The sequence below is a fragment of the Grimontia hollisae CIP 101886 genome, from assembly GCF_000176515.1.
Classification (GTDB): domain Bacteria; phylum Pseudomonadota; class Gammaproteobacteria; order Enterobacterales; family Vibrionaceae; genus Enterovibrio; species Enterovibrio hollisae.
The window spans coordinates 389,563-409,210 of sequence record NZ_ADAQ01000013.1 but is presented as its reverse complement, the minus strand read 5'-3'; the positions used below and the strand labels follow the sequence as shown (position 1 = coordinate 409,210).

At 48.6% G+C, this 19,648-nt stretch carries 20 protein-coding genes; 16 read left to right on the top strand and 4 right to left on the bottom strand.

What is annotated here, in order from left to right:
* Positions 1-40: 40 nt before the first annotated feature.
* The 6 genes from cydH to VHA_RS14770 all read left to right on the top strand — a co-directional run bounded on the left by cydH (position 41) and on the right by VHA_RS14770 (position 6,043).
* Positions 41-133, top strand: coding sequence for a cytochrome bd-I oxidase subunit CydH (cydH, locus tag VHA_RS19265; RefSeq protein ID WP_104439932.1), 93 nt, complete (start codon positions 41-43; stop codon positions 131-133).
* 86 nt (positions 134-219) lie between these two features.
* The gene (locus VHA_RS14790) at positions 220-1,443 is read left to right on the top strand and encodes a patatin-like phospholipase family protein (protein WP_005505688.1); all 1,224 of its coding nucleotides are present in this window, start codon (positions 220-222) and stop codon (positions 1,441-1,443) included.
* 30 nt (positions 1,444-1,473) lie between these two features.
* Positions 1,474-2,031 (top strand): sugar O-acetyltransferase, encoded by a 558-nt coding sequence (locus tag VHA_RS14785; protein ID WP_005505686.1) that lies wholly within the window; start codon positions 1,474-1,476, stop codon positions 2,029-2,031.
* Between the two features lie 195 nt (positions 2,032-2,226).
* Positions 2,227-2,826, top strand: coding sequence for a GTP cyclohydrolase II (locus VHA_RS14780; protein WP_005505684.1), 600 nt, complete (start codon positions 2,227-2,229; stop codon positions 2,824-2,826).
* 364 nt (positions 2,827-3,190) lie between these two features.
* The gene (emrD, locus tag VHA_RS14775) at positions 3,191-4,393 is read left to right on the top strand and encodes a multidrug efflux MFS transporter EmrD (RefSeq protein ID WP_005505682.1); all 1,203 of its coding nucleotides are present in this window, start codon (positions 3,191-3,193) and stop codon (positions 4,391-4,393) included.
* Between the two features lie 252 nt (positions 4,394-4,645).
* Positions 4,646-6,043, top strand: coding sequence for a peptide MFS transporter (locus VHA_RS14770; RefSeq protein ID WP_005505680.1), 1,398 nt, complete (start codon positions 4,646-4,648; stop codon positions 6,041-6,043).
* A gap of 111 nt (positions 6,044-6,154) precedes the next feature.
* Here VHA_RS14770 and VHA_RS14765 read toward each other — a convergent pair whose 3' ends face one another.
* The gene (locus tag VHA_RS14765) at positions 6,155-6,784 is read right to left on the bottom strand and encodes a response regulator (protein WP_005505678.1); all 630 of its coding nucleotides are present in this window, start codon (positions 6,782-6,784) and stop codon (positions 6,155-6,157) included.
* Between the two features lie 33 nt (positions 6,785-6,817).
* Positions 6,818-8,521 carry a nitrate/nitrite two-component system sensor histidine kinase NarQ gene (gene narQ, locus VHA_RS14760; protein WP_040529281.1) on the bottom strand — a complete coding sequence of 568 codons (1,704 nt, stop codon included), beginning with the start codon at positions 8,519-8,521 and terminating at the stop codon, positions 6,818-6,820.
* A gap of 171 nt (positions 8,522-8,692) precedes the next feature.
* Here narQ and napF point away from each other — a divergent pair, with 171 nt between their 5' ends.
* The 7 genes from napF to napC are packed head-to-tail and all read left to right on the top strand — an operon-like array spanning position 8,693 to position 14,640.
* Positions 8,693-9,178, top strand: a complete 486-nt coding sequence (gene napF, locus VHA_RS14755; RefSeq protein ID WP_005505674.1) for a ferredoxin-type protein NapF — start codon at positions 8,693-8,695, stop codon at positions 9,176-9,178.
* On the top strand, positions 9,171-9,446 hold the full coding sequence (locus VHA_RS14750; protein ID WP_040529065.1) for a chaperone NapD: 276 nt from the start codon (positions 9,171-9,173) through the stop codon (positions 9,444-9,446). Before napF ends, VHA_RS14750 begins: the two co-directional genes overlap by 8 nt.
* Positions 9,443-11,929 carry a nitrate reductase catalytic subunit NapA gene (gene napA / locus VHA_RS14745; protein WP_005505669.1) on the top strand — a complete coding sequence of 829 codons (2,487 nt, stop codon included), beginning with the start codon at positions 9,443-9,445 and terminating at the stop codon, positions 11,927-11,929. The genes VHA_RS14750 and napA overlap by 4 nt, the downstream gene beginning before the upstream one ends.
* A gap of 14 nt (positions 11,930-11,943) precedes the next feature.
* The gene (gene napG / locus VHA_RS14740) at positions 11,944-12,732 is read left to right on the top strand and encodes a ferredoxin-type protein NapG (RefSeq protein WP_005505667.1); all 789 of its coding nucleotides are present in this window, start codon (positions 11,944-11,946) and stop codon (positions 12,730-12,732) included.
* Complete coding sequence (gene napH, locus VHA_RS14735; protein ID WP_005505665.1) at positions 12,732-13,592, top strand: quinol dehydrogenase ferredoxin subunit NapH; 861 nt, start codon at positions 12,732-12,734, stop codon at positions 13,590-13,592. The genes napG and napH overlap by 1 nt, the downstream gene beginning before the upstream one ends.
* Positions 13,582-14,034 carry a nitrate reductase cytochrome c-type subunit gene (locus VHA_RS14730; RefSeq protein WP_005505657.1) on the top strand — a complete coding sequence of 151 codons (453 nt, stop codon included), beginning with the start codon at positions 13,582-13,584 and terminating at the stop codon, positions 14,032-14,034. Before napH ends, VHA_RS14730 begins: the two co-directional genes overlap by 11 nt.
* Before the next feature lie 9 nt (positions 14,035-14,043).
* Positions 14,044-14,640, top strand: coding sequence for a cytochrome c-type protein NapC (napC, locus tag VHA_RS14725; RefSeq protein ID WP_005505655.1), 597 nt, complete (start codon positions 14,044-14,046; stop codon positions 14,638-14,640).
* A gap of 54 nt (positions 14,641-14,694) precedes the next feature.
* On the opposite strand, the gene VHA_RS14720 is transcribed toward napC, so the two are convergent.
* Positions 14,695-15,015, bottom strand: coding sequence for an HI1450 family dsDNA-mimic protein (locus VHA_RS14720; RefSeq protein WP_005505653.1), 321 nt, complete (start codon positions 15,013-15,015; stop codon positions 14,695-14,697).
* A 170-nt stretch (positions 15,016-15,185) separates the two neighbouring features.
* Between VHA_RS14720 and VHA_RS14715 the strand changes: the two genes are divergently transcribed.
* The 3 genes from VHA_RS14715 to VHA_RS14705 all read left to right on the top strand — a co-directional run bounded on the left by VHA_RS14715 (position 15,186) and on the right by VHA_RS14705 (position 18,334).
* Entirely contained in the window at positions 15,186-15,974 is a 789-nt protein-coding gene (locus tag VHA_RS14715; protein WP_005505651.1) for a hypothetical protein, read from the top strand.
* A 284-nt stretch (positions 15,975-16,258) separates the two neighbouring features.
* Complete coding sequence (locus VHA_RS14710; RefSeq protein ID WP_172465018.1) at positions 16,259-17,629, top strand: YjiH family protein; 1,371 nt, start codon at positions 16,259-16,261, stop codon at positions 17,627-17,629.
* An 87-nt stretch (positions 17,630-17,716) separates the two neighbouring features.
* On the top strand, positions 17,717-18,334 hold the full coding sequence (locus VHA_RS14705; protein WP_005505649.1) for a PGAP1-like alpha/beta domain-containing protein: 618 nt from the start codon (positions 17,717-17,719) through the stop codon (positions 18,332-18,334).
* 29 nt (positions 18,335-18,363) lie between these two features.
* On the opposite strand, the gene VHA_RS14700 is transcribed toward VHA_RS14705, so the two are convergent.
* The gene (locus tag VHA_RS14700; protein ID WP_005505648.1) at positions 18,364-19,647 is read right to left on the bottom strand and encodes a DASH family cryptochrome; all 1,284 of its coding nucleotides are present in this window, start codon (positions 19,645-19,647) and stop codon (positions 18,364-18,366) included.
* Between the last annotated feature and the right edge of the window lies 1 nt (position 19,648).

The window sequence follows — 19,648 nt, the reverse complement described above, 5'->3', positions numbered from 1 at the left end:
AAATGTTATTAGTCTCTCTATATCTTAAAGGAGCCGTAGTATGGACACTAACCTGAAAATTGCGCTGATCACTGCTTTCTGCGCGCTGAGTGGGATCTTTGCGTTTGCAACAGTTGCAATCGTTTTTTCATAACATTGGATTGCACGAAAATATTGGCTCTGTACAGGTGAGCAAGCGTAAACTGGTGATATATATTTCCCAACGCCGTTGAGGTGCATGTGCAGGGCCCAAAAGACACTGAATACTTAGCGTCTCTCGCAAACTCTATCATCCCGTCACCAACCTCTCTCAACGTGAAAGGACGTAAAAAACGTATCGCACTGGTCACCCAAGGGGGTGGGCAGAGAGGTATTTTTACTTCTGGCGTGCTCGACAGCTTTCTTGATGCAGGGCTTGACCCGTTTGAACTCTATATAGGCACGTCAGCGGGTGCGTTAAATATCTCTTCCTATATCACCCGCCAGCGTGGATTTGGTCACCACTTTATTACCCAATACACCACCAATGCGCGTTTTTTTAACCTTATGAAGTACGTTCGTCGCCAACAGTTTATGGATCTTGATTGGGCGCTGGAAATGGCAGGCCCAGCAAATCCTGAAGGGCTGAACGTTGGTAAAGCGAGGGAAATTCTGCTTGACCGGACCGCGTATGCCTGTGTAACCAATGCCCATACCCTAGAGCCCCATTACTTTCCGATGTTTAGGGAGAACTGGCTGGAAGTGTTGAAGGCAACCTGCGCGATTCCGATGCTCTACCCCTCTGCGGTAGAGATTGCGAACCAATATTATGTGGATGGTGGCGTAACAGGGGCGATACCTGCAAGAGAAGCGTTTAACCGTGGTGCGGATATTATCGTTGTGATCAGAACGGAACCTGTGCAGCAGGACAAAGCCCCGATGACCTCAGCGTTGGCGGAAAATTTGCGTAGCAGGGTGGAGAAACGGTTGCCGGAATACCTTGCCAGACTGAACCTGGATGATCGGCTCGAAAAACTGGCGGATTTTCATCATCAGCTATCACAACGCCTTGAGGAAATTCGTCAGCGTTATTATAGAGAGAAAAAAGCCGAACCGTTGTGGCACAAACTGCGGGATATAGTGCCATTACAAAAACAGAAAAATGGTGGACGTTGGTTGTTTGGTGGCGATTCCATCTATCGGCTGCAAGCATTGTCAGGGCAAAAGCTGAGTGCAGACATGTTGGAAATGCTGACACGTCACTTTCAAACCTATCAGGAAGCGGTAGCGTTTATGTCACATCCTCCTATTCGCACTGAACTTATCCAATTGGCCCCTAAACAGCCGCTTTTGAGCAATGCGCTGCTCAGTAAGCCTTCTCAACTGGAACATGATTACCAGGAGGGATTGGATGTCGGTCGCCAGTTTGTTGATGAGTATGCGGTAATGCTCAGTGACGTTTCAACGGTAAAAAGCCAAGTTTAAAACAGTGATTTGAACCTCAAGGAAGAAAGGTTGACTGAATTTGAGAAGATGCAACAGGGAAAACCCTACAGCCCTGCTGACCCAGAACTGACGCAGTTTCGCTATGCGTCGAGGAGGCTGTGCCAGCAGTTTAATACTATTGATCCTGCCGATGTAGAGGCCCATGAAATGGTCATCACCAAGCTTTTCGCTATTCGTGGCAAAGGCGTGGTGGTGGAAGCACCTTTCACCTGTTCATACGGAATGAACGTGAACATCGGCAACAATGTCGCTTTTGGCCCCAATTGCACCATCATTGACAGTGGGCATGTTGAAATCGGTAACAATGTACTGATTGGACCAGGGGTTGGTATTTACACCATCACGCAGGGGTTGCTGCCGCTGGAAGTACAGGATGGTGAACAAGAAATCTCATTGCCTATTATTATTGGTAACAATGTCGTTATCGGCGGCAATAGTGTGATTAAGGCAGGCGTGTCGATAGGTGAGGGCGCCGTGGTTGAAGCTGGCTCAGTGGTGGAAGGGGATATTGACCCTTTTTCTGTGGTATCCGGCAACCCGGCAAACGTTGTGCGTCGCCTGCGTTGAAAGGTTGGCGAGTCGTTGGACTTCTGCTACGATTGCCCGCCAAAGCGGTAGGAATGTTATATTATAACAGTTTCACTCAGACAATGTTGATAGTGACCCAGACTTGGATCGGGTATGCCCCTCAAGGTAGGGGTGTTTGAGGTATACAAGGCAGTACACTTCAGCCGCTGCCGAATAAGAAGAGAATTGCAGTCGATGGCAAAAGTAAGAGCAAGAGTTTCTTTCAATGTGGGTGTCGGAAGTAAGATCCCAGCCGAGATCCTGTCGTTTGATGGTTTGAATTCGGATAAAGAGCACGTTGCTATTATCTTCAAATGTGCCGATCAGCAACAAGGGGCGCCATTGGTTAGAATGCATTCTGAATGCCTCACCGGCGATGTGTTTCATTCTTCCCGTTGCGATTGCGGAGAACAGTTAGAAGAAACCATCCAGAAAATGGGTGAGCATGGTGGTATCCTTCTTTATCTTCGTCAGGAAGGGCGTGGGATCGGGTTATACAACAAACTGGATGCCTACAAGCTACAAAGCCAGGGTATGAATACCTATGAAGCTAACAACCATCTTGGCTTCCCGGATGACTTACGCAGTTTTGAGGATGCGGCCGACATGTTGAAAGCGCTGGGTGTCGATACCATTCGCCTTATTACCAACAATCCTAAAAAAATAAAAGAGATCCAGGAGTTAGGCATTAAACTGGAAGCGGTAGTAGGCACACAGGCTCACCTGAAAGAGGGCAATAAGATGTACCTGAAAGCGAAAGTGTCTCACGGTCAGCACAAGCTGTCATTTGATTAAATAACTGGCTTTGGGGGAGTAGAAAGCAGCGCATGTCGCTGCTTTTTTACGTTTCATTGCCTCTGCGCCACTGGTGGCGTGCTATTCCATATGATGGACAGTGTTTCGTGGCAGAATAATCAGGTCAATCATGGACGTGTTCTCGCATTAGTTAATCTAATCTTTTTTATGATTTCTTATCGTGCTTGAAACACGTTTATTCTGTTGTTTATACCGTTATTCAACACTACACTCTGCGCAAAATTAGGGGTGGTGTTCTAGGTCAAAACAGACCGTATAATTGAAAGTGTGAATTCTCTCTTTTCTACACCACATCCTCACATAAATAATTTTTAACGATTGCTTGCTGTAAGGAGTGTTGTCGGTGTCTTCATCAACGCCTCTCTCTAAGATTTTGTTCATGATCATCATTTTGGTTGCTGTCGGCCAGATGACACAGACCATGTATGTTCCTTCTATGACAATGATGGCGGACAGCTTTAACGTGTCGCCAGCGTTGTTACAGGCGGTGATGGCTTGCTATCTGATCCCCTATGGTTTGTCACAGTTTATCTATGGCCCTTTATCTGATCGGTTTGGCCGTAAGCCGATCATTCTTATCGGGCTTGCCATTTACTTGTTGGGCACCGTTGTTACCCTGGTTGCACTGAACTACAACCTGTTTCTGCTGGGTACTGTGATCCAGGGGCTAGGTATTGGCTGCGGTGGGGCGATGGCGCGAACCCTGACCCGGGATTGTTTTGATGGTAGCCGCCTGCACAAAGCGAACAGTTTGGTCAGTATCGGTTTGATTTTCTCGCCCCTGATGGCACCGGTAATCGGTGGGGTGCTCAGTACCCGTTTCGGCTGGGAGGCAAGCTATGTGTTCCTGTTTGTTCTGGCAGCTGTGGTTTACCTGATCATGTCGCTGTATTTCACGGAAACCTTGCCACCGGAAGTGCGCAGGCATGATTCAGTACTGAAAAGCTATCACCATGTCATGAGTAACCGCCGCTTTCAGGGCTACCTGATTTGTTTGATTGCTGTGTTTTCGGGAATTTCCGTGTTCGAAGCCGCCGCAGGGGTCTTGCTAGGCAGTACGCTGGGACTCAGTGCCACCACCGTCAGTGTGTTGTTTGTTCTGCCTTTGCCAGGCTTTATGGTGGGCTCTTGGCTGTCGAGTGTGATAGAGCAGCGTATGTCTGCGGGAAAAACCCTGCTGGTAGGCTCAGTGGTGTTGTTATTGGGTGCATTGACCGTTGTTGTTCCAGGGTATTTCGTTACTGTCACTGTCGACACGTTGATTGGCGGTGCTTTTCTTTACTTTATGGGGGCTGGCCTGCTGTTTCCGGCTGCCACAACCGGTGCGATTTCACCTTTTCCACGTCATGCAGGAACAGCAGGCGCGGTAATGGGGGGGGTTCAGAACATGGCTGCTGGCCTGTTTACATTACTGGCAGCAAAGATGAACGTCAGCGATCAATTTTCACTGGGCGCTATTTTACTGGCCATGGCGGTAGTATCTGGACTGGGTCTGCTGTTATGTCGCCGCCACAAGATAACAGCGAATACTACGGTCGCGGCGTAGTCAGATAATACAACCCGGCTGAAAAGTCCGTTATGTCAAGAAAAGGCAGAATATCCAACCGGATCTTCTGCTTTTCTATTACCAATTTATGTGATGAAGGTCAGTGAAAGCCATGAATTGATAATTTTGCTTATTTTGTAATTGCGAGCTCAGCCAAATTGAAGCAGTATGTTGCGCTTGTAGCGGAGCCTGACAGGAAAAGGAGGGCCTTGTTGCCTCCGCTGGAATATCCAAAAAGGCGGTAAACACGACATGAATGTAAACAGACAGTCTGATTGGCTGGGGCACCCTCGCGGTCTGTTCCTTCTCTGCGGTACAGAGTTATGGGAACGTTTCTCCTTCTATGCAATGCGCGCCATCTTGGTGCTTTACCTCACAGATAAAACTATCAATGGCGGTCTGGGATGGACAACCCAGGATGCGTTGAATCTTTATGGTATTTATACAGGATTGGTCTACCTGACTCCGGTGCTGGGAGGATGGGTCGCTGACAATTTCCTTGGACAGCGTCGATCTATCATTGCCGGTGGTGCATTGATGGCAATCGGTCAATTTACACTGGCGTTGCCAAATAGCGTTATCGACCCATTCGAGTTACAGGCATTTTATGTGGGCCTTGTGTTTCTCATTATCGGTAACGGCTTGTTCAAGCCGAATATTTCGACCATGGTTGGTCAGCTCTACAGCGACGGAGATAACCGCCGTGATGGAGCATTTACCATCTTCTATATGGGGATCAATCTGGGGTCGTTGCTGGCAGGTATTATCGCCGGTACGGTTTCCATGCATTATGGCTGGAAAGCGGGCTTTCTGTCTGCTGGTATCGGTATGTTACTGTCTTTGGTGATCCAGTTGGCTTTTGCCAACCGTCTTTTGGGTGATATCGGTATTGAGCCCGCAGCAAAAGCACACATGAACAAACTGGGAGCCAATAAGAAACAACCACTGACGAAGGTTGAACGTGATCGCCTGAAGGTGATTGTGGTGATGAGCTTGTTTGTGATCATCTTCTGGGCTGGTTTCGAGCAGGCTGGTGGCCTGATGAACATTTACTCTCAGGAATACACCGATCGTATGCTGGGCAGCTTTGAAGTGCCTGCGGCCTGGTTTCAGTCGTTGAACCCGATGTTCATTATTATTTTTGCACCAGTGTTGGCGGTATGCTGGCGACGCTTAGGAGCAAATGAACCCAGCTCACCGATTAAATTTGCTATGGCTATGGGTTTCCTGTCCCTGGGTTTTGTATGTATGGTCGGTGCAGTCATGCAGCAAGGGGGCGACATGGCAGCAAAGGCGTCGATGTGGTGGCTGGTTGGGGCGTATTTCTTCCACACCCTCGGTGAACTGTGTTTGTCCCCAATCGGATTGTCGCTGATCACAAAACTGGCACCGCTTCGCTTGATGTCAGTGATGATGGGAACCTGGTTCTGTGCCAACGCCGTGGCTAACTATGTGGCAGGCTTTATCGGTAGCCATGTGTCAGATGCCGGCCCTCTTGCTATTTTTGGTGGAATAGCAGCTACCGCAGCCATTGCTGGCGTGTCGTTGATAGCATGTTCGAACAAATTGGTGAGCTGGATGCATGGTGCGGAAGGAAACCAACAAAACACTGACGAAACATTGCCTGAAAAAACGGCTTCCGCAGTTTAGGAGTTATCCAGTAAGCAATATGTGCAGATATATGTGCATTGAGTGGCATATTTGCCGTTATCCTCTCAAGAATAAGAAGGGCGACCACTGCGGGTCGCCCTTTGTTTTTTGCTAGCCGTTGGGCTCATGTTCAAGGTACAACACTGTTGCCGCGACACGGGATTCCACACCCAGCTTTTTCAATAAGTTCTTTAAATGCACTTTCACCGTGGCTTCAGAGATATAGAGTGTTTCGGCAATCTGTTTGTTGCGAAGCCCCTTAGCGACCAGGCGGAGTATCTGTCGCTCCCGTTCAGTCAGTACACTGAGGGGAGAGGTGTGGTCTCGGCTCTTTTCAAGATACGTGCGGACCTGTTCGCTGTAGGCTTTTTCTCCGGTCATGGCGGATTTCAATTGCATCACCAGCTCTTCAGGCTCACTGTCTTTGAGCAAGTAACCGTCTGCACCGGCCTGAACAATGGCATGAATGTCGCTGGGGCTGTCAGACACCGTCAGGATCACAATCACTGCCGTACAGCCATCACTCCTGAGTGCTTTTAGGGTATCCAACCCAGACAAGCCTTTCATGTTGAGATCCAGAATAATCAGATCCGGTTCGTTGCGTGAGGCTTCTGCGATGGCATCTGTTCCGTTGCTGACTTCTGTCAGGAAAGAGAACTCGGGCTCATATTTCAACAATTGGCTGAGACCTTTTCTCATTAAGGGATGGTCATCAACCAACAGGACATTCCAGCTTGTCATCAGGTTACATCTCCGTATTGGGGGCAATAGCCCCTAGTCAAGGTCAAATGTCAGGGTTACCTGGCACCCCTTCTCTGGTGCCGTCGTGATTTTCAGGTCTCCTCCCAGCATGGATGAGCGCTCCTGCATAATATTCAAGCCATAATGGTCAGGTTTTTCCTCAATAAGTGAAAAACCAACGCCATCGTCAGTGATGTCGACACGTGCCTGGTGAGAGTGCTGGAAGCAGCGGACAGTAATATGTTCAGCCTTGGCATGCTTAATCGCGTTGGAGCAGGCTTCACGAATAATTTGAAGAATGTGCATTTGCCGCTGGGCATCCATAGAAAGAGTATCTAAATCCGAAGAAACCGTCAGTGTCGCTGTTGTTTGTCCTTGCAGAGTTTCAATCATTTCATGCAAGGCCAGGCCAAAATCCCCGTGAGAGAGGGAAAGCCGGAATGCTGTCAGGAGCTCCCTTAATTGGTCATAGGCAATGCGTAACTGTTTGCTAATATCATGGGCGATGTCGTTGCAATCCGGTGCATTGATTAGTTTGAGGTGACGTTTAAGTAAACTGGTTTGTATTTTAAGGTACGACAATGACTGGGCGATGGAATCATGCAGTTCCCGAGCAAGGGTGGCACGTTCTTCCATCACGGCAAGGTGCATGGCCTGCTTCTGGGCATGGTTGTAATACACGCCACGGGCGAGAATCGACGCCAGGTTGGAAAGCAGGTTATTGTCGACAATATCCGGGTTGCCCTGCCATTTTAGTGTGCCGAATGATTCGCCATCCAGGATCAACGGCAGTTCAAACCACTCACCCCCCTCGGGAAAACCGGCAGCTATCTCCCAATCTGACTGGTTTTTGTTATGCGCCTGAAGGCTCAGTGCCTTGACGCCATCTGCGTTAAGGGTGATGGCCAGCATTCTTTCAAAACTTTCGCGGTTCAGGAAAGTAGAGGAAAGCTGTTTGGAGCAATCGTAAAGAATGTTCAATGATTGGTTAGCTTTGGTGAGTTTTTGGGTTTTTGTTGTGATTTTGTGTTCAAGGTCGGCATAAAGGCCTTTCAACTCACTCGCCATCAGGGCAAAGCTGTTTGACAGAACACCCAGTTCATTATTTCTGGCGGGCGGCAACTCGGCATCGAACTCTCGGTTTTGGATTTGCTGGCTCGCTTTCACCAGCATATTGAGCGGGAAAACAATGCGTCTTTGGGTGTACTGGATCAAGAAAAGTACTAATGCCAGAATCAGGCCCAGTCCACCGCTGCCAACCATCGCCAACACTTGAAGCTTGTTCTCAGAGTGTTGTTGCAAGGCGAAAACAAACCTATCAATATCGTTCACGAACAAACCAACCTGTTCGATATAAAACGCTCTGTCATCGCTTTCAAGCTCCGGACGCAGCTTTATCCAGCGCTCAATGAGAGAGTGGTACCTTTCGCGGATTTCATCAGGCACAGCGAAGTTATCAAGAATACGGAGCTCTGGTGCCAGTAATGACTGTTCGAAGTTATCAATATGTCCGGGCAGGCGAGAGGGGGCTAATACAATGTCGTAAGCCATACGGTAACTTTGCATGCGCAGTGAACCTGACGTATTGATTGCAGCGGCATCATTCAGGCTGGATGCCAGCGTAAAAATCGCAAAACCCGTGATAATGACGGCAAGGAACAGGATCCCTATCAGTGAGCGGGCAACGATAGTGGTAACAGATTGTTTAACGATAATATTTTTAATCGGGTCGGTCATGTTCCAATCAGGCTTGCTATTTTGATTTAATAATGTGAACCAGATCAATCTAATAAATTGATCTGGCGCAATATCACCCATTATATACCCCCTAAGAGGTATATATGCATCTCACAAATCTTCCTAACTTGACCATACTTAAACCTTATTACCTTTAGTTATTGGTTACTTATGGTCGACACACGCCGTCGGTTTTTTCTAAGAAGCAAAGCCAAGACCAGAGTAAACCCTTTACCTTGGATTGCAGACTGGGAAAGTTTCACCGATCAATGCACCCGTTGTGGCGATTGCATTCGCGAATGCGAAGCAAACGTGATTGTCAGTGGTGATGGCGGCTTTCCTACTATCGACTTTGGCCGGGGCGAATGCACCTTCTGTTATGCCTGCGCAGAGAAGTGTCCAGAGCCGCTGTTTAAGGATGAATCTGCCAAGCCCTGGGATCTGATTGCCACTATCAACGACCAATGCCTGACACGAAATGGCGTCGAGTGCAGAAGTTGCTCTGATGCCTGTGAAACCCGCGCAATAAAGTTTCAACTCACGCTGGGTCAGGTTGCCCAACCTACGTTAAATCTACAGGACTGCACAGGGTGCGGTGCTTGCATTGCGCCTTGCCCTGCCAATGCCATTGCCATGGAGAACATCAGCAATGAATGAATATCACGTAAGCAGCCTCATCGTCCACACGGTAGCTGACCAAATGGGCAGTGTCATTGAAAGGATTGAAAAAATCCCAGGCGCAGAAGTGCCTGCATCAAATGAAGTAGGAAAGCTGGTTGTTGTTATTGAGGGTACAAGCCGTGGCGGCTTGTTGGAAAAGTTTGAAGAAATTAAGGCGCTGCCGGGAGTATTGGCCGCGACACTTGTGTTTCATCAGGTCGAGGAAGAAGAACCTGAACTGACGTTGGAAGGAGTGGGAAGATGACCCTGACAAGACGAAATTTTTTAAAGGCTAACGCAGCAGCAGCAGCAGCAAGTGCTGCGGGGATCACGCTGCCTGTGTCTATTGCTCAGGCTGCGGGTGCAGATAATGAAGTCAAATGGGACAAAGCGCCTTGCCGGTTTTGCGGTACAGGTTGTGGCATTTTGGTCGGTACCCAGAATGGTCGAGTGGTGGCATCTCAAGGGGATCCAGAAGCCCCGGTAAACCGCGGTTTGAACTGTATCAAAGGCTACTTTTTGCCGAAGATCATGTACGGGAAGGATCGTCTGACACAACCATTGCTTCGTAAGAAAAATGGTGTGTATGACAAAGAAGGTGAGTTCACACCCGTCAGCTGGGATGAAGCGCTGGACATCATGGCGGAAAAGTTTAAAACCGCCATTCAAACCAATGGCCCAACAACAGTGGGTATGTTTGGTTCAGGACAATGGACAGTTTGGGAAGGTTATGCCGCAGCAAAATTAATGAAGGCTGGTTTCCTGTCAAATAATATCGACCCGAATGCACGTCACTGTATGGCGTCAGCGGTGGTGGGTTTCATGCGTACGTTTGGTATGGATGAACCGATGGGATGTTACGATGACCTTGAGCATGCAGATGCGTTTGTCCTTTGGGGATCAAACATGGCAGAAATGCATCCGATCCTTTGGTCACGCCTGACCGACCGCCGTTTGTCTTCCGAGCACGTAAAAGTCGCCGTACTTTCCACCTTCGAACACCGCAGCTTCGAACTGGCAGATAACGGGATAATTTTCACGCCGCAGACTGATCTTGCCATTCTCAATTTTATCGCCAACTACATCATTCAAAACGACAAAGTTGATAAATCATTCATTGAAAAACACGTCAATTTCCGCAAGGGCGCGACCGATATCGGTTATGGTCTGAGACCGACCCATGAGCTTGAGAAAAAAGCCAAGAATGCAGGCAGCGGTGCGTCTGAAGAAATTGATTTTGATGCCTTCGCTAAATTTGTCGCTGATTATGATGTTGAGTCTGTCTCCAAACTGTCTGGTGTGCCAGAAGATCAGTTGATCGCGCTGGCTGAGTTGTATGCCGATCCTAAAGTCAACGTGGTTTCTTACTGGACAATGGGCTTTAACCAGCATACCCGTGGCGTGTGGTGTAACAACCTCGTTTACAACATTCACTTGCTGACCGGCAAAATCTCCAAGCCGGGATGTGGTCCTTTCTCTTTGACCGGTCAACCCTCCGCGTGTGGTACAGCGCGTGAAGTCGGTACATTTGCACATCGCCTGCCAGCAGACATGGTGGTGGCAAACCCGAAACACCGGGCAATGGCAGAAAAAATCTGGAAACTGCCAGAAGGCACCATTCCACCCAAGCCGGGGTACCACGCAGTATTGCAGGATCGCATGCTGAAAGATGGCAAGCTGAACGTGTACTGGGTGATGTGTAACAACAACATGCAAGCGGGCCCGAACATTAACGAAGAACGTTTGCCGGGGTATCGCGATCCCCGCAACTTCATCATTACGTCCGATCCTTACCCAACGGTTACTGCTATGGCGTCAGACCTTATTCTGCCAACAGCGATGTGGGTAGAAAAAGAAGGTGCATACGGTAATGCAGAACGACGCACCCAGTTCTGGTATCAACAAATTAAAGCACCAGGTGAAGCGAAATCTGACCTTTGGCAAATTGTTGAGTTGTCTAAACGCATCAAAGTCGGTGAGGTATGGCCTGCTGAGTTAGTGGCGAAGGTGCCGGAATACAAGGATAAGACCTTGTTCGATATCTTATTTGCAAACGGTCAGGTTGACCGGTTCAAACTGGACGAAATCCCATCTGATCGACTGAATGATGATGCGCGCACAGCGGGCTTCTACATCCAAAAAGGCTTGTTCGAAGAATACGCGACGTTTGGACGCGGTAAAGCGCATGATTTAGCGCCGTTTGATATGTACCACCAGGCACGAGGCCTCCGTTGGCCAGTGGTGGATGGCAAAGAGACCTTATGGCGTTATTCGGAAGGTCATGATCCGTATGTGCAAGCCGGGGAAGGGTTTGCTTTCTACGGTAAGCCGGATAAAAAAGCGGTTATCTTCGCACTGCCTTACGAACCTGCGGCTGAATCACCAGACGAGGAATTTGACTTGTGGCTGTCAACCGGCCGGGTGCTTGAACACTGGCATACTGGCACGATGACGCGGCGCGTTCCTGAGCTCTATAAAGCGTTCCCTGACGCTGTTGTTTATATGCATCCTCTTGATGCTAAGAAACGTGGGTTACGCCGTGGCGATGTTGTGAAAGTGATCTCCCGCCGGGGGGAAGTGGCGACGCACGTTGAAACCCGGGGAAGAAACCGCGTGCCACAAGGTCTGGTCTTTATGCCATTTTTCGATGCGAGTCAGTTAGTGAATAAACTGACATTGGATGCCACCGATCCTTTGTCGAAAGAAACTGACTACAAAAAATGCGCTGTGAAGGTTGTTAAGGCGTAGCAGGCAGTCACAGCATGAAGACGTCAGCCCCTAACCCAAAGAACTGTGACAATGTGAAGTCACCTTCTGACAGTAGTCGCCGCCGCTTCCTGCGTGATGCGGCGCGAACGGCTGCTGGAGCGGGTGTTGCTGTTACCGTTTTAGGGTTGCAATCGAAACAAAGCCAGGCGAGCAGTGGTATCCCCATTCGCCCGCCAGGTGCATTAGAAGAACCTGCGTTTCTTAATGCCTGCATTCGGTGCGGTCTTTGTGTCCGGGATTGCCCTTACGACACATTAAAGCTGGCAACACTGCTATCACCTGTTGCAACCGGCACACCGTATTTTGATGCACGCTCAGTGCCCTGTGAAATGTGCGAAGACATTCCGTGTGTAAAAGCCTGTCCATCAGGTGCACTGGATCCATCATTGACGGATATTACCAAGGCAAAAATGGGCACAGCGGTACTTATCGATCATGAAAACTGCCTGAACTGGCAGGGGCTGAGATGTGATGTGTGTTATCGCGTTTGTCCCCTTATCGATGAAGCCATCACGCTGGAACCCATGCATAACCAACGTACAGGTAAACACGCCAAACTGATCCCTATGGTTCACGCCGAGTTCTGCACAGGCTGCGGCCTGTGTGAACATGCCTGCGTTTTAGAAGAAACCGCCATTAGGGTGGTTCCGACAACGCTGGCACGTGGTGAACTGGGGCACCATTACCGCTTTGGCTGGAAAGAGCAGGAAGCGAACAATGGGGAAGCTCTGGTTCCACGCAATCTGACGTTACCAGCCCGAACACCGGGGGAGGGGAACTGATGGCGAAGAATCTGGCGATAGATGCAGGCAAAGCGGCAGTCAAAAGGCTGGGATGGTGGCGAGCCCACCGTTTTCTCATCTTGCGGCGCCTTACCCAACTCACGGTGTTGCTGGCGTTTTGGACGGGCCCCTTGTGGGATGTCTGGATCCTCAAAGGCAACCTATCAGGAAGTGTGTTGTTAGACGTCATTCCATTTACCGATCCGTTGATAGCGGCGCAATCGCTGGCCTCGGGACATTGGTTTGAGTCTGACGCCTGGCTTGGGCTTGCTGTCATCGTGGGGCTTTATGCATTGATTGCACCGCGCGCGTTTTGTGGGTGGGTTTGTCCGATGAATGTGGTGACTGATTTTGCCGCCTGGCTGCGACGGAAAACCGGTATCAAAGCCTCATTCCACTGGAATAAATCGCTACGCTATTGGCTTCTCGCTGCCATTGTTATGGGCAGCGCACTGTCTGGGACATTGGTTTGGACATGGCTGGATCCAGTGAGTGCATTGCAGCGAAGCCTGCTCTTTGGCGCGGGTGCAGGGCTTTGGTTGGTTTTGAGTGTTTTCGTGATTGATTTGGTGTTGGTTGAGCATGGTTGGTGTGGTCACTTGTGCCCGTTGGGCGCAACGTATGCACTGATGGGTTCAAAAAGCATCATGCGGGTGAAAGCGGTAAACCGTGATGCCTGCACCAAGTGCATGGACTGTTTCAATGTGTGCCCGGAGCCACAGGTATTACGTCAACCGCTGAAAGCGGGAGACACAAGAGTTTTGGACAAAGATTGCATGAGCTGCGGTCGTTGTATCGATGTGTGTGCGGAACAGGTTTTAGGATTCAGAAAAAGAATTGGAGCCGAGAATGAAAAATAAATTAACGTTTTCGCTGGTGCTGGCTGTGTTACTAGGCAGCGCGACAGTGGCGGCAGTGGAAGAAGGAACTGGTATAAAGTCGCTGCGTGGCGCGACAGAGATTGGTGAGACGAATGTCGCGCCGGGCATAAAAAGCGTCCCTAAAAATCAGGATCGTTTCAGCCTTAACTATGTCAATCAGCCACCGATGATCCCTCACGCCATTGATGGGTATCAGGTCAATCAATCCAATAACGCTTGTTTGCAGTGCCATGATGTAGATGTATACCGTAAAACTGGGGCACCACGCGTTAGCCCAACGCACTTTATGGACAGAGACAACAAAGTACTGACAGAAATTTCACCGCGACGTTATTTCTGTCTGCAGTGCCATGTTCCCCAGGCACACACCGACGAATTGGTTGAGAACGAGTTTGTTCCTGCCGGTAAGTTTGGCAAGTAGGAGGTGATAATGAAATTACCGGGATTTATCACCAAATTCTGGACCTGGTTCAGAACGCCGAGTGGTATGGCTATCGGCAGCGTGCTGACGCTGGGCTTCATCTCGGGGATTATTTTCTGGGGTGGATTTCACACCGGGCTGGAGATGACCAACCGTGAAGAGTTCTGCATTAGCTGTCATGAAATGCGTGACAACGTTTATGAGGAATATGTAGGAACTATTCACTACAGTAACCGTAGCGGTGTGAGGGCAACCTGTCCGGATTGTCACGTGCCGAAAGAGTGGGGCCCCAAAATGATTCGAAAAATCCAAGCGAGTAAAGAGCTTTATGCTAAAGCGTTTGGTATTGTCGATACGCCAAAGAAATTTGAAGATCACCGTTTAGAAATGGCGACCCGTGAATGGAACCGAATGAAAGCGAACGACTCTCAAGAATGTCGGAACTGTCACAACTTCGAATTTATGGATCTTAGTGTACAAAAATCTGTGGCGGCATCTGTTCACGATAAAGCAGAAGAAGCAGGACAAACCTGTATTGATTGCCACAAGGGAATCGCGCACAACCTTCCTCGCGACTATGATGCGTCGAAAGAGTTCAAGTTTTAACTTGCCAACGGGCCAGCGGGCGTTTTTGCTGGCCCAATTTTTTCTTGTGTCCGGTTATGCGGTACGCTTCCATAGTAAGTGACAGAATTTCTGCTCAGGATCGCGGCTAAGTAGCATTCTTACCAGAACATCATCCAGCACATCATTTGTTGTCAAACCAATACGGACTTCTACAAATACGTCACGATCAACATCAAACCCCACGTGTTCTTCCCAGTCACTTTCAGCGTCCACTGCCACTCCGGCACCTTCCTCATCAAAGCGTGCTTGATAGGCAAGCAGGTCGTCGTATTCCAGGTTGTCTTCCGCCATTTCGTAGAAAATATCAAACGCGGTTTCCAGTGTCTCATCAATAGAAAGTAGTGAGGCTTTCATAGCTGCTCTCTCAGGATTGCAATGTTTTCGCTATTAGAGCATGGCCGCGTTGTTTTCCCAATTACTGTGATATCCGTTTGGTTATAAATGCACCACTGAATCCGCTATAACGGTAAAATAGGTTTAGAATGTATAACTTATTGAAAAATGACTTATTGAGGACATTTTTTTTGTACCAAAACATGCCCCGTGGAACCCTGTTACCTGAATTGGACAATGAACGGCCTTTCCAGCCCGCGTACGTTGAATCTATCGCGACCGCGATAAGACAAATACGGGCTGTAACAGGAGAACTGTTTCACAGCCTTTACCTGTCAGGAGAGGTAGCCCGCCGTGAAGCTGGTGACACGGCCGATTTGTCGCTGACGCTGGTATGTACACGTTCCTTGAACGTTCAGGAATACGCTACTCTGAATACAGTGCGTTGGAGAATTGAACAGGGCAGTGATGTGATTAAGCGTGTGCAGATTGATACTGTGCCGCTAAAAGATGTGACGGATTTGGCCAATATCTTTCGGTGGGGCTTTTTCCTGAAACACTGTGTGGTTTGTCTTTGTGGTGATAACCTCGGCAAAAGCTTTGGCCACTTTGAAGTAAGCTGGGAAGTGTCTAAAGCGATGAATGGGGATTTATCCGCGAGGATAAAAGCGTTGAGGCAGAAACTTGCCCGTGCAACCCACCGGGGAACCCAGCTTGATGTGGCACAAGAAATGGCGGAGATGCTGATCGGGGCCAGCTTTGGGCTAGTGGCTCACAAAGAGAAAAAATGGGCGTTTGACCTCAAGTCAGCCTCTGAAACCTTCCTGATGCATTATCCGGATAAGACGCTGGAAATAGAACGGCTTTTCTATTTAGTTGAGCGCAAGCCTGTCAAGAAGCGGGCAGTGGTGGTGCTGTTTGACAATTTTAGCCAATGGCTTGTGTCCGAGTATGCACGTATCGATAGAAAAATTGGTTAATTATTCACTGTTGCAATAAAGATTTTTCCGGTTAGACGGGGCGATGCCCGGACAGCGTTTCGCTATAAAGATGCAGTATAATTTACAAACAATTAACATGAATTGCGTCCAAAATAGACAGATAATGATTTTGATGTGGTCAATTGAACCTTTCTGAGTAATTTATTCAATATAAATGACTATTTATTGTTTACATGCTAAACGGGTTGCATTACTCTTTCGCTCAATTAGTCACATTTTGTGAATATCTATTTGTCTTAACGCATTGCTCAGGAAGTATCGCTATGCAAAACACAGAAGAAATAACTACATCGAAATCATCAACAAGGAACCTGTTGATGTTCCTTATCCCGTCGTTGCTGGGTGTTTTGCTGTTTATGACACCAATCATGATTGATGGCGGTTTTACTATCCCCATTGCGGTTCTGGCTAAATCCTTACTGAATGTGTTGGGTCAACACGCAACCGTTGTTGTTACCACCATCATTTTGTTCAGTGCTATTGGTTCTGTACTGGCCTTGATAACCAAGCCGCGTGTTATCACCAAATCACCATTCCTGTCCGGCCTCTTTTTACCTACGCCCGTTTGGCTGACAGTACGTTTGCTTGGTGCAGTATTTGTGCTGATGGCGTTTTGGGGTTTAGGCCCTGAACATGTGACCGGTGGATCGACCGGCGGGTTTGTGCTTGCTGATCTTCTGCCAACATTGCTTTCTGTCTTTATTTTCGCAGGTTTGTTCCTACCATTATTGACGAATTTTGGCTTGCTTGAATTGATCGGTACATTCATGACTAAAATCATGCGTCCACTGTTTGGGCTGCCGGGACGCTCAGCAGTTGATTGCGCCAGTTCATGGCTGGGTGATGGCAGTGTGGCTATCCTGATGTCAAGCAAGCAGTACGAACAGGGTTATTACACCGAACGTGAAGCGGCGATCGTTGGCACAACGTTCTCTGTTGTGTCTATCAGCTTCAGCTTGGTCGTAATTGCACAGGTTGGCTTAGAGCACATGTTTGTACCTTTCTATCTGACTGTGTGTCTGGCGGGTTTTGTTGCGGCAATCATTGTTCCGCGTCTACCGCCACTATGTTGGAAGAAAGACACCCTGTTTAATGGCGAAGAAAAAACCGTTGAGCATGAGTCGTTACCGGAAGGTGAAACTGTTTTCTCTTACGGTGTAAAAAGTGCATTGACCCGTGCATCCCATATCCGTTCATTGCGCGATGTGTTGAAAGAAGGCTTGGAAAATGCCGCGGACATGGTATTTGGCGTGCTGCCTGTTGTGATGGCAATCGGTACCTTGGCGCTTATCATTGCGGAGTACACCTCAATATTTACCATTCTTGGTGCGCCATTTGTGCCGTTGCTGGAAATGCTGCATATACCAGAAGCGGTGGCGGCCTCTGAAACCATGTTGGTCGGTATCGCAGACATGTTTATTCCTGCAGTGCTTGCGGCGAACATTGATAGCGACATGACCCGTTTCGTGGTAGCAAGCCTGTCAGTGACCCAATTGATTTATATGTCAGAAGTCGGTGCGTTATTGCTGGGAAGTAAAATACCGGTAAAACTGTGGGAGCTGGTGATGATCTTTATCCTACGTACCTTGGTTACTTTGCCCGTTATTGCCGGTGTTGCCCATCTGATTTTCTGATTGATGCTTTTGGCAAATTAGCACCCAAACGGCCATCAGCGATGGCCGTTTTTTATGTGTTGGGTGATTTCAAACAAGAAGAGGATCATGAAAGTCATTTTATTGCACGGGCTTTATATGCACGGTGTCGTGATGATGCGATTGGAAAAGCGTTTAAGAGGTGCCGGCCATGAGGTCTTGAACCTTTCTTACAATACGCTGAAGCCAGATTTGGTTTCGATTTTCAGTCGTATGGACGATTTTGTGGATGGGGAAGAAACGGCTATTGTCGCGCACTCGATGGGAGGGGTGATTACTCGGATCTATCTTGAGAATGGCAGTGAGATGTCCACTAAAATCAACACGGTTATTACACTGGGAACGCCGCATAAAGGGTCTAAAGTCGCTGCGTTTTTTAAACAGGTAGGTATCGGGGATTTTATGTTTCAGGCGTCAGGCAAATTCCTGTTACCCGAGAATGAGCCAAGGTGGCCGAAAGGATCTACACTGTACAGCCTTGCCGGAGATACGCGGATAGGGCCTGCGGCAGTGCTGGTGAAAGGTGAAAAGTCTGATGGTACGGTACTCCTTGAAGAAACCAAAATTGAAGGGATGGCCAGCCACGAAGTGTTTCCGCTAACGCATATCGCGCTGATTTTTTCAAAGCAGGTGAGTGCGAGGATCTTGGAAATATTAAGTCAAGAGCAAACCACAGAGACAACATAGCGTTGCCTTTGTGGTCTTGAGAGTCTATGTCAGAACCTGAATGCGCGCTCTGATGCGGTTGAATTTGCCCAACGTTCGACAAATTCCCCGTTGGGATCGTAAACGTCTGCTTGTTTCTCAAGGTTAAAATGGCGCTGGCCACGAGGATCGGCCCCTACACCTGCCAAATACTGCCAGTTCCCATAGTTTGTGGCGACGTCGAAGTCGATCAATTGCTGTTCAAAATACGCTGCACCAAACCGCCAATCTACACCCAGTTCATTGACCAGACAGGATGCGACGATTTGCCTGCCCCGGTTAGATATATACCCGGTTTGGTTGAGTTGGCGCATGCAGGCATTTACGATGGGGAATTCTGTTGTACCCTGTTCCCAGGCTTTATAGTTCTGGCAATAATAGGTTGTGAGAGGGCGTGTTTTCTTAATCCCCGCAAAGGCGAACATATCTGCGCCATAGTAATGCATCATCCACTGGAAGTATTCACGCCAAAGCAGTTCAGCATACATAGACTGGGTAGAATCTGAGCGTCCATGGCGGTATTCGTAATTGTCGAGTTCAGCGGCGACAGTCCGGGGAGAAATAGAACCATTGGCTAGCCAGGCAGAGAGCCGGGAAGAAAATTGCCAGCCGTCCAAGTCGTTACGGGTCTGTTTGTAGTTTTTCAGTCCCTGTGTTTTCCAGAAAAACTGGTTCAATTGCACCATACCGGCATCTTCGCCGCCGTGGTAGGGAGTGAGGTCATACACGAATTCCTGCCCACCCCAGATGTCACGTCTTTCATCAATGACCGTGGGTAGGGAATCCGGTGCGCTGATGGGAATACAGGGTAGAATGTTTTGTTTCTCAACGTGTTTTCTGAACTGGCTGAACGTGGCGGGGTAGGTGGTTTTATCAAACGCCAGTTGACTGCGCAAAAACAAGGTAAAGCTTTCGCTGACACTGACTTCACTGCGCAATGTTCGAGACAGATACGCGACTTGCTGGCGTTCATAAACGCCCGGATGATCGGTCATGGCAACCATGTCGATACCGTGCTTCTTGCAGAGATCTGGGATCACCAGCAATGGATTCCCGACTTTGACGACAAGGCGTTGTTTGTGTTTTTTTAACTCGCGTTCGAGTGAGCGGAGGGATTGATAGAGAAACTCTTCTCGGAACCTGCCGAGGTGACGGGATTGATAGTGTGCGGGTCTAAACCATTCTGGATTAATAACGAAAACCATCAGGGCTTTACTGCAACGCCGGGAGAGAGTAATGAGTGCCGGATTGTCTGCCAGTCGCAAATCGTGTCTAAACCAAAATAACCCTTTCATA

Excerpts from the sequence above, each read along its gene's own strand:
- VHA_RS14710 (WP_172465018.1), top strand. The coding sequence starts at position 16,259 with ATGCAAAACACAGAAGAAATAACTACATCGAAATCATCAACAAGGAAC.
- VHA_RS14700 (WP_005505648.1), bottom strand. The coding sequence starts at position 19,647 with ATGAAAGGGTTATTTTGGTTTAGACACGATTTGCGACTGGCAGACAAT.
- napA (WP_005505669.1), top strand. The coding sequence starts at position 9,443 with ATGACCCTGACAAGACGAAATTTTTTAAAGGCTAACGCAGCAGCAGCA.
- napH (WP_005505665.1), top strand. The coding sequence starts at position 12,732 with ATGGCGAAGAATCTGGCGATAGATGCAGGCAAAGCGGCAGTCAAAAGG.
- VHA_RS14750 (WP_040529065.1), top strand. The coding sequence starts at position 9,171 with ATGAATGAATATCACGTAAGCAGCCTCATCGTCCACACGGTAGCTGAC.
- VHA_RS14780 (WP_005505684.1), top strand. The coding sequence starts at position 2,227 with ATGGCAAAAGTAAGAGCAAGAGTTTCTTTCAATGTGGGTGTCGGAAGT.
- narQ (WP_040529281.1), bottom strand. The coding sequence starts at position 8,521 with ATGACCGACCCGATTAAAAATATTATCGTTAAACAATCTGTTACCACT.
- napG (WP_005505667.1), top strand. The coding sequence starts at position 11,944 with ATGAAGACGTCAGCCCCTAACCCAAAGAACTGTGACAATGTGAAGTCA.
- VHA_RS14720 (WP_005505653.1), bottom strand. The coding sequence starts at position 15,015 with ATGAAAGCCTCACTACTTTCTATTGATGAGACACTGGAAACCGCGTTT.
- VHA_RS14705 (WP_005505649.1), top strand. The coding sequence starts at position 17,717 with ATGAAAGTCATTTTATTGCACGGGCTTTATATGCACGGTGTCGTGATG.
- VHA_RS14730 (WP_005505657.1), top strand. The coding sequence starts at position 13,582 with ATGAAAAATAAATTAACGTTTTCGCTGGTGCTGGCTGTGTTACTAGGC.
- VHA_RS14765 (WP_005505678.1), bottom strand. The coding sequence starts at position 6,784 with ATGACAAGCTGGAATGTCCTGTTGGTTGATGACCATCCCTTAATGAGA.
- cydH (WP_104439932.1), top strand. The coding sequence starts at position 41 with ATGGACACTAACCTGAAAATTGCGCTGATCACTGCTTTCTGCGCGCTG.
- VHA_RS14770 (WP_005505680.1), top strand. The coding sequence starts at position 4,646 with ATGAATGTAAACAGACAGTCTGATTGGCTGGGGCACCCTCGCGGTCTG.
- napF (WP_005505674.1), top strand. The coding sequence starts at position 8,693 with ATGGTCGACACACGCCGTCGGTTTTTTCTAAGAAGCAAAGCCAAGACC.
- napC (WP_005505655.1), top strand. The coding sequence starts at position 14,044 with ATGAAATTACCGGGATTTATCACCAAATTCTGGACCTGGTTCAGAACG.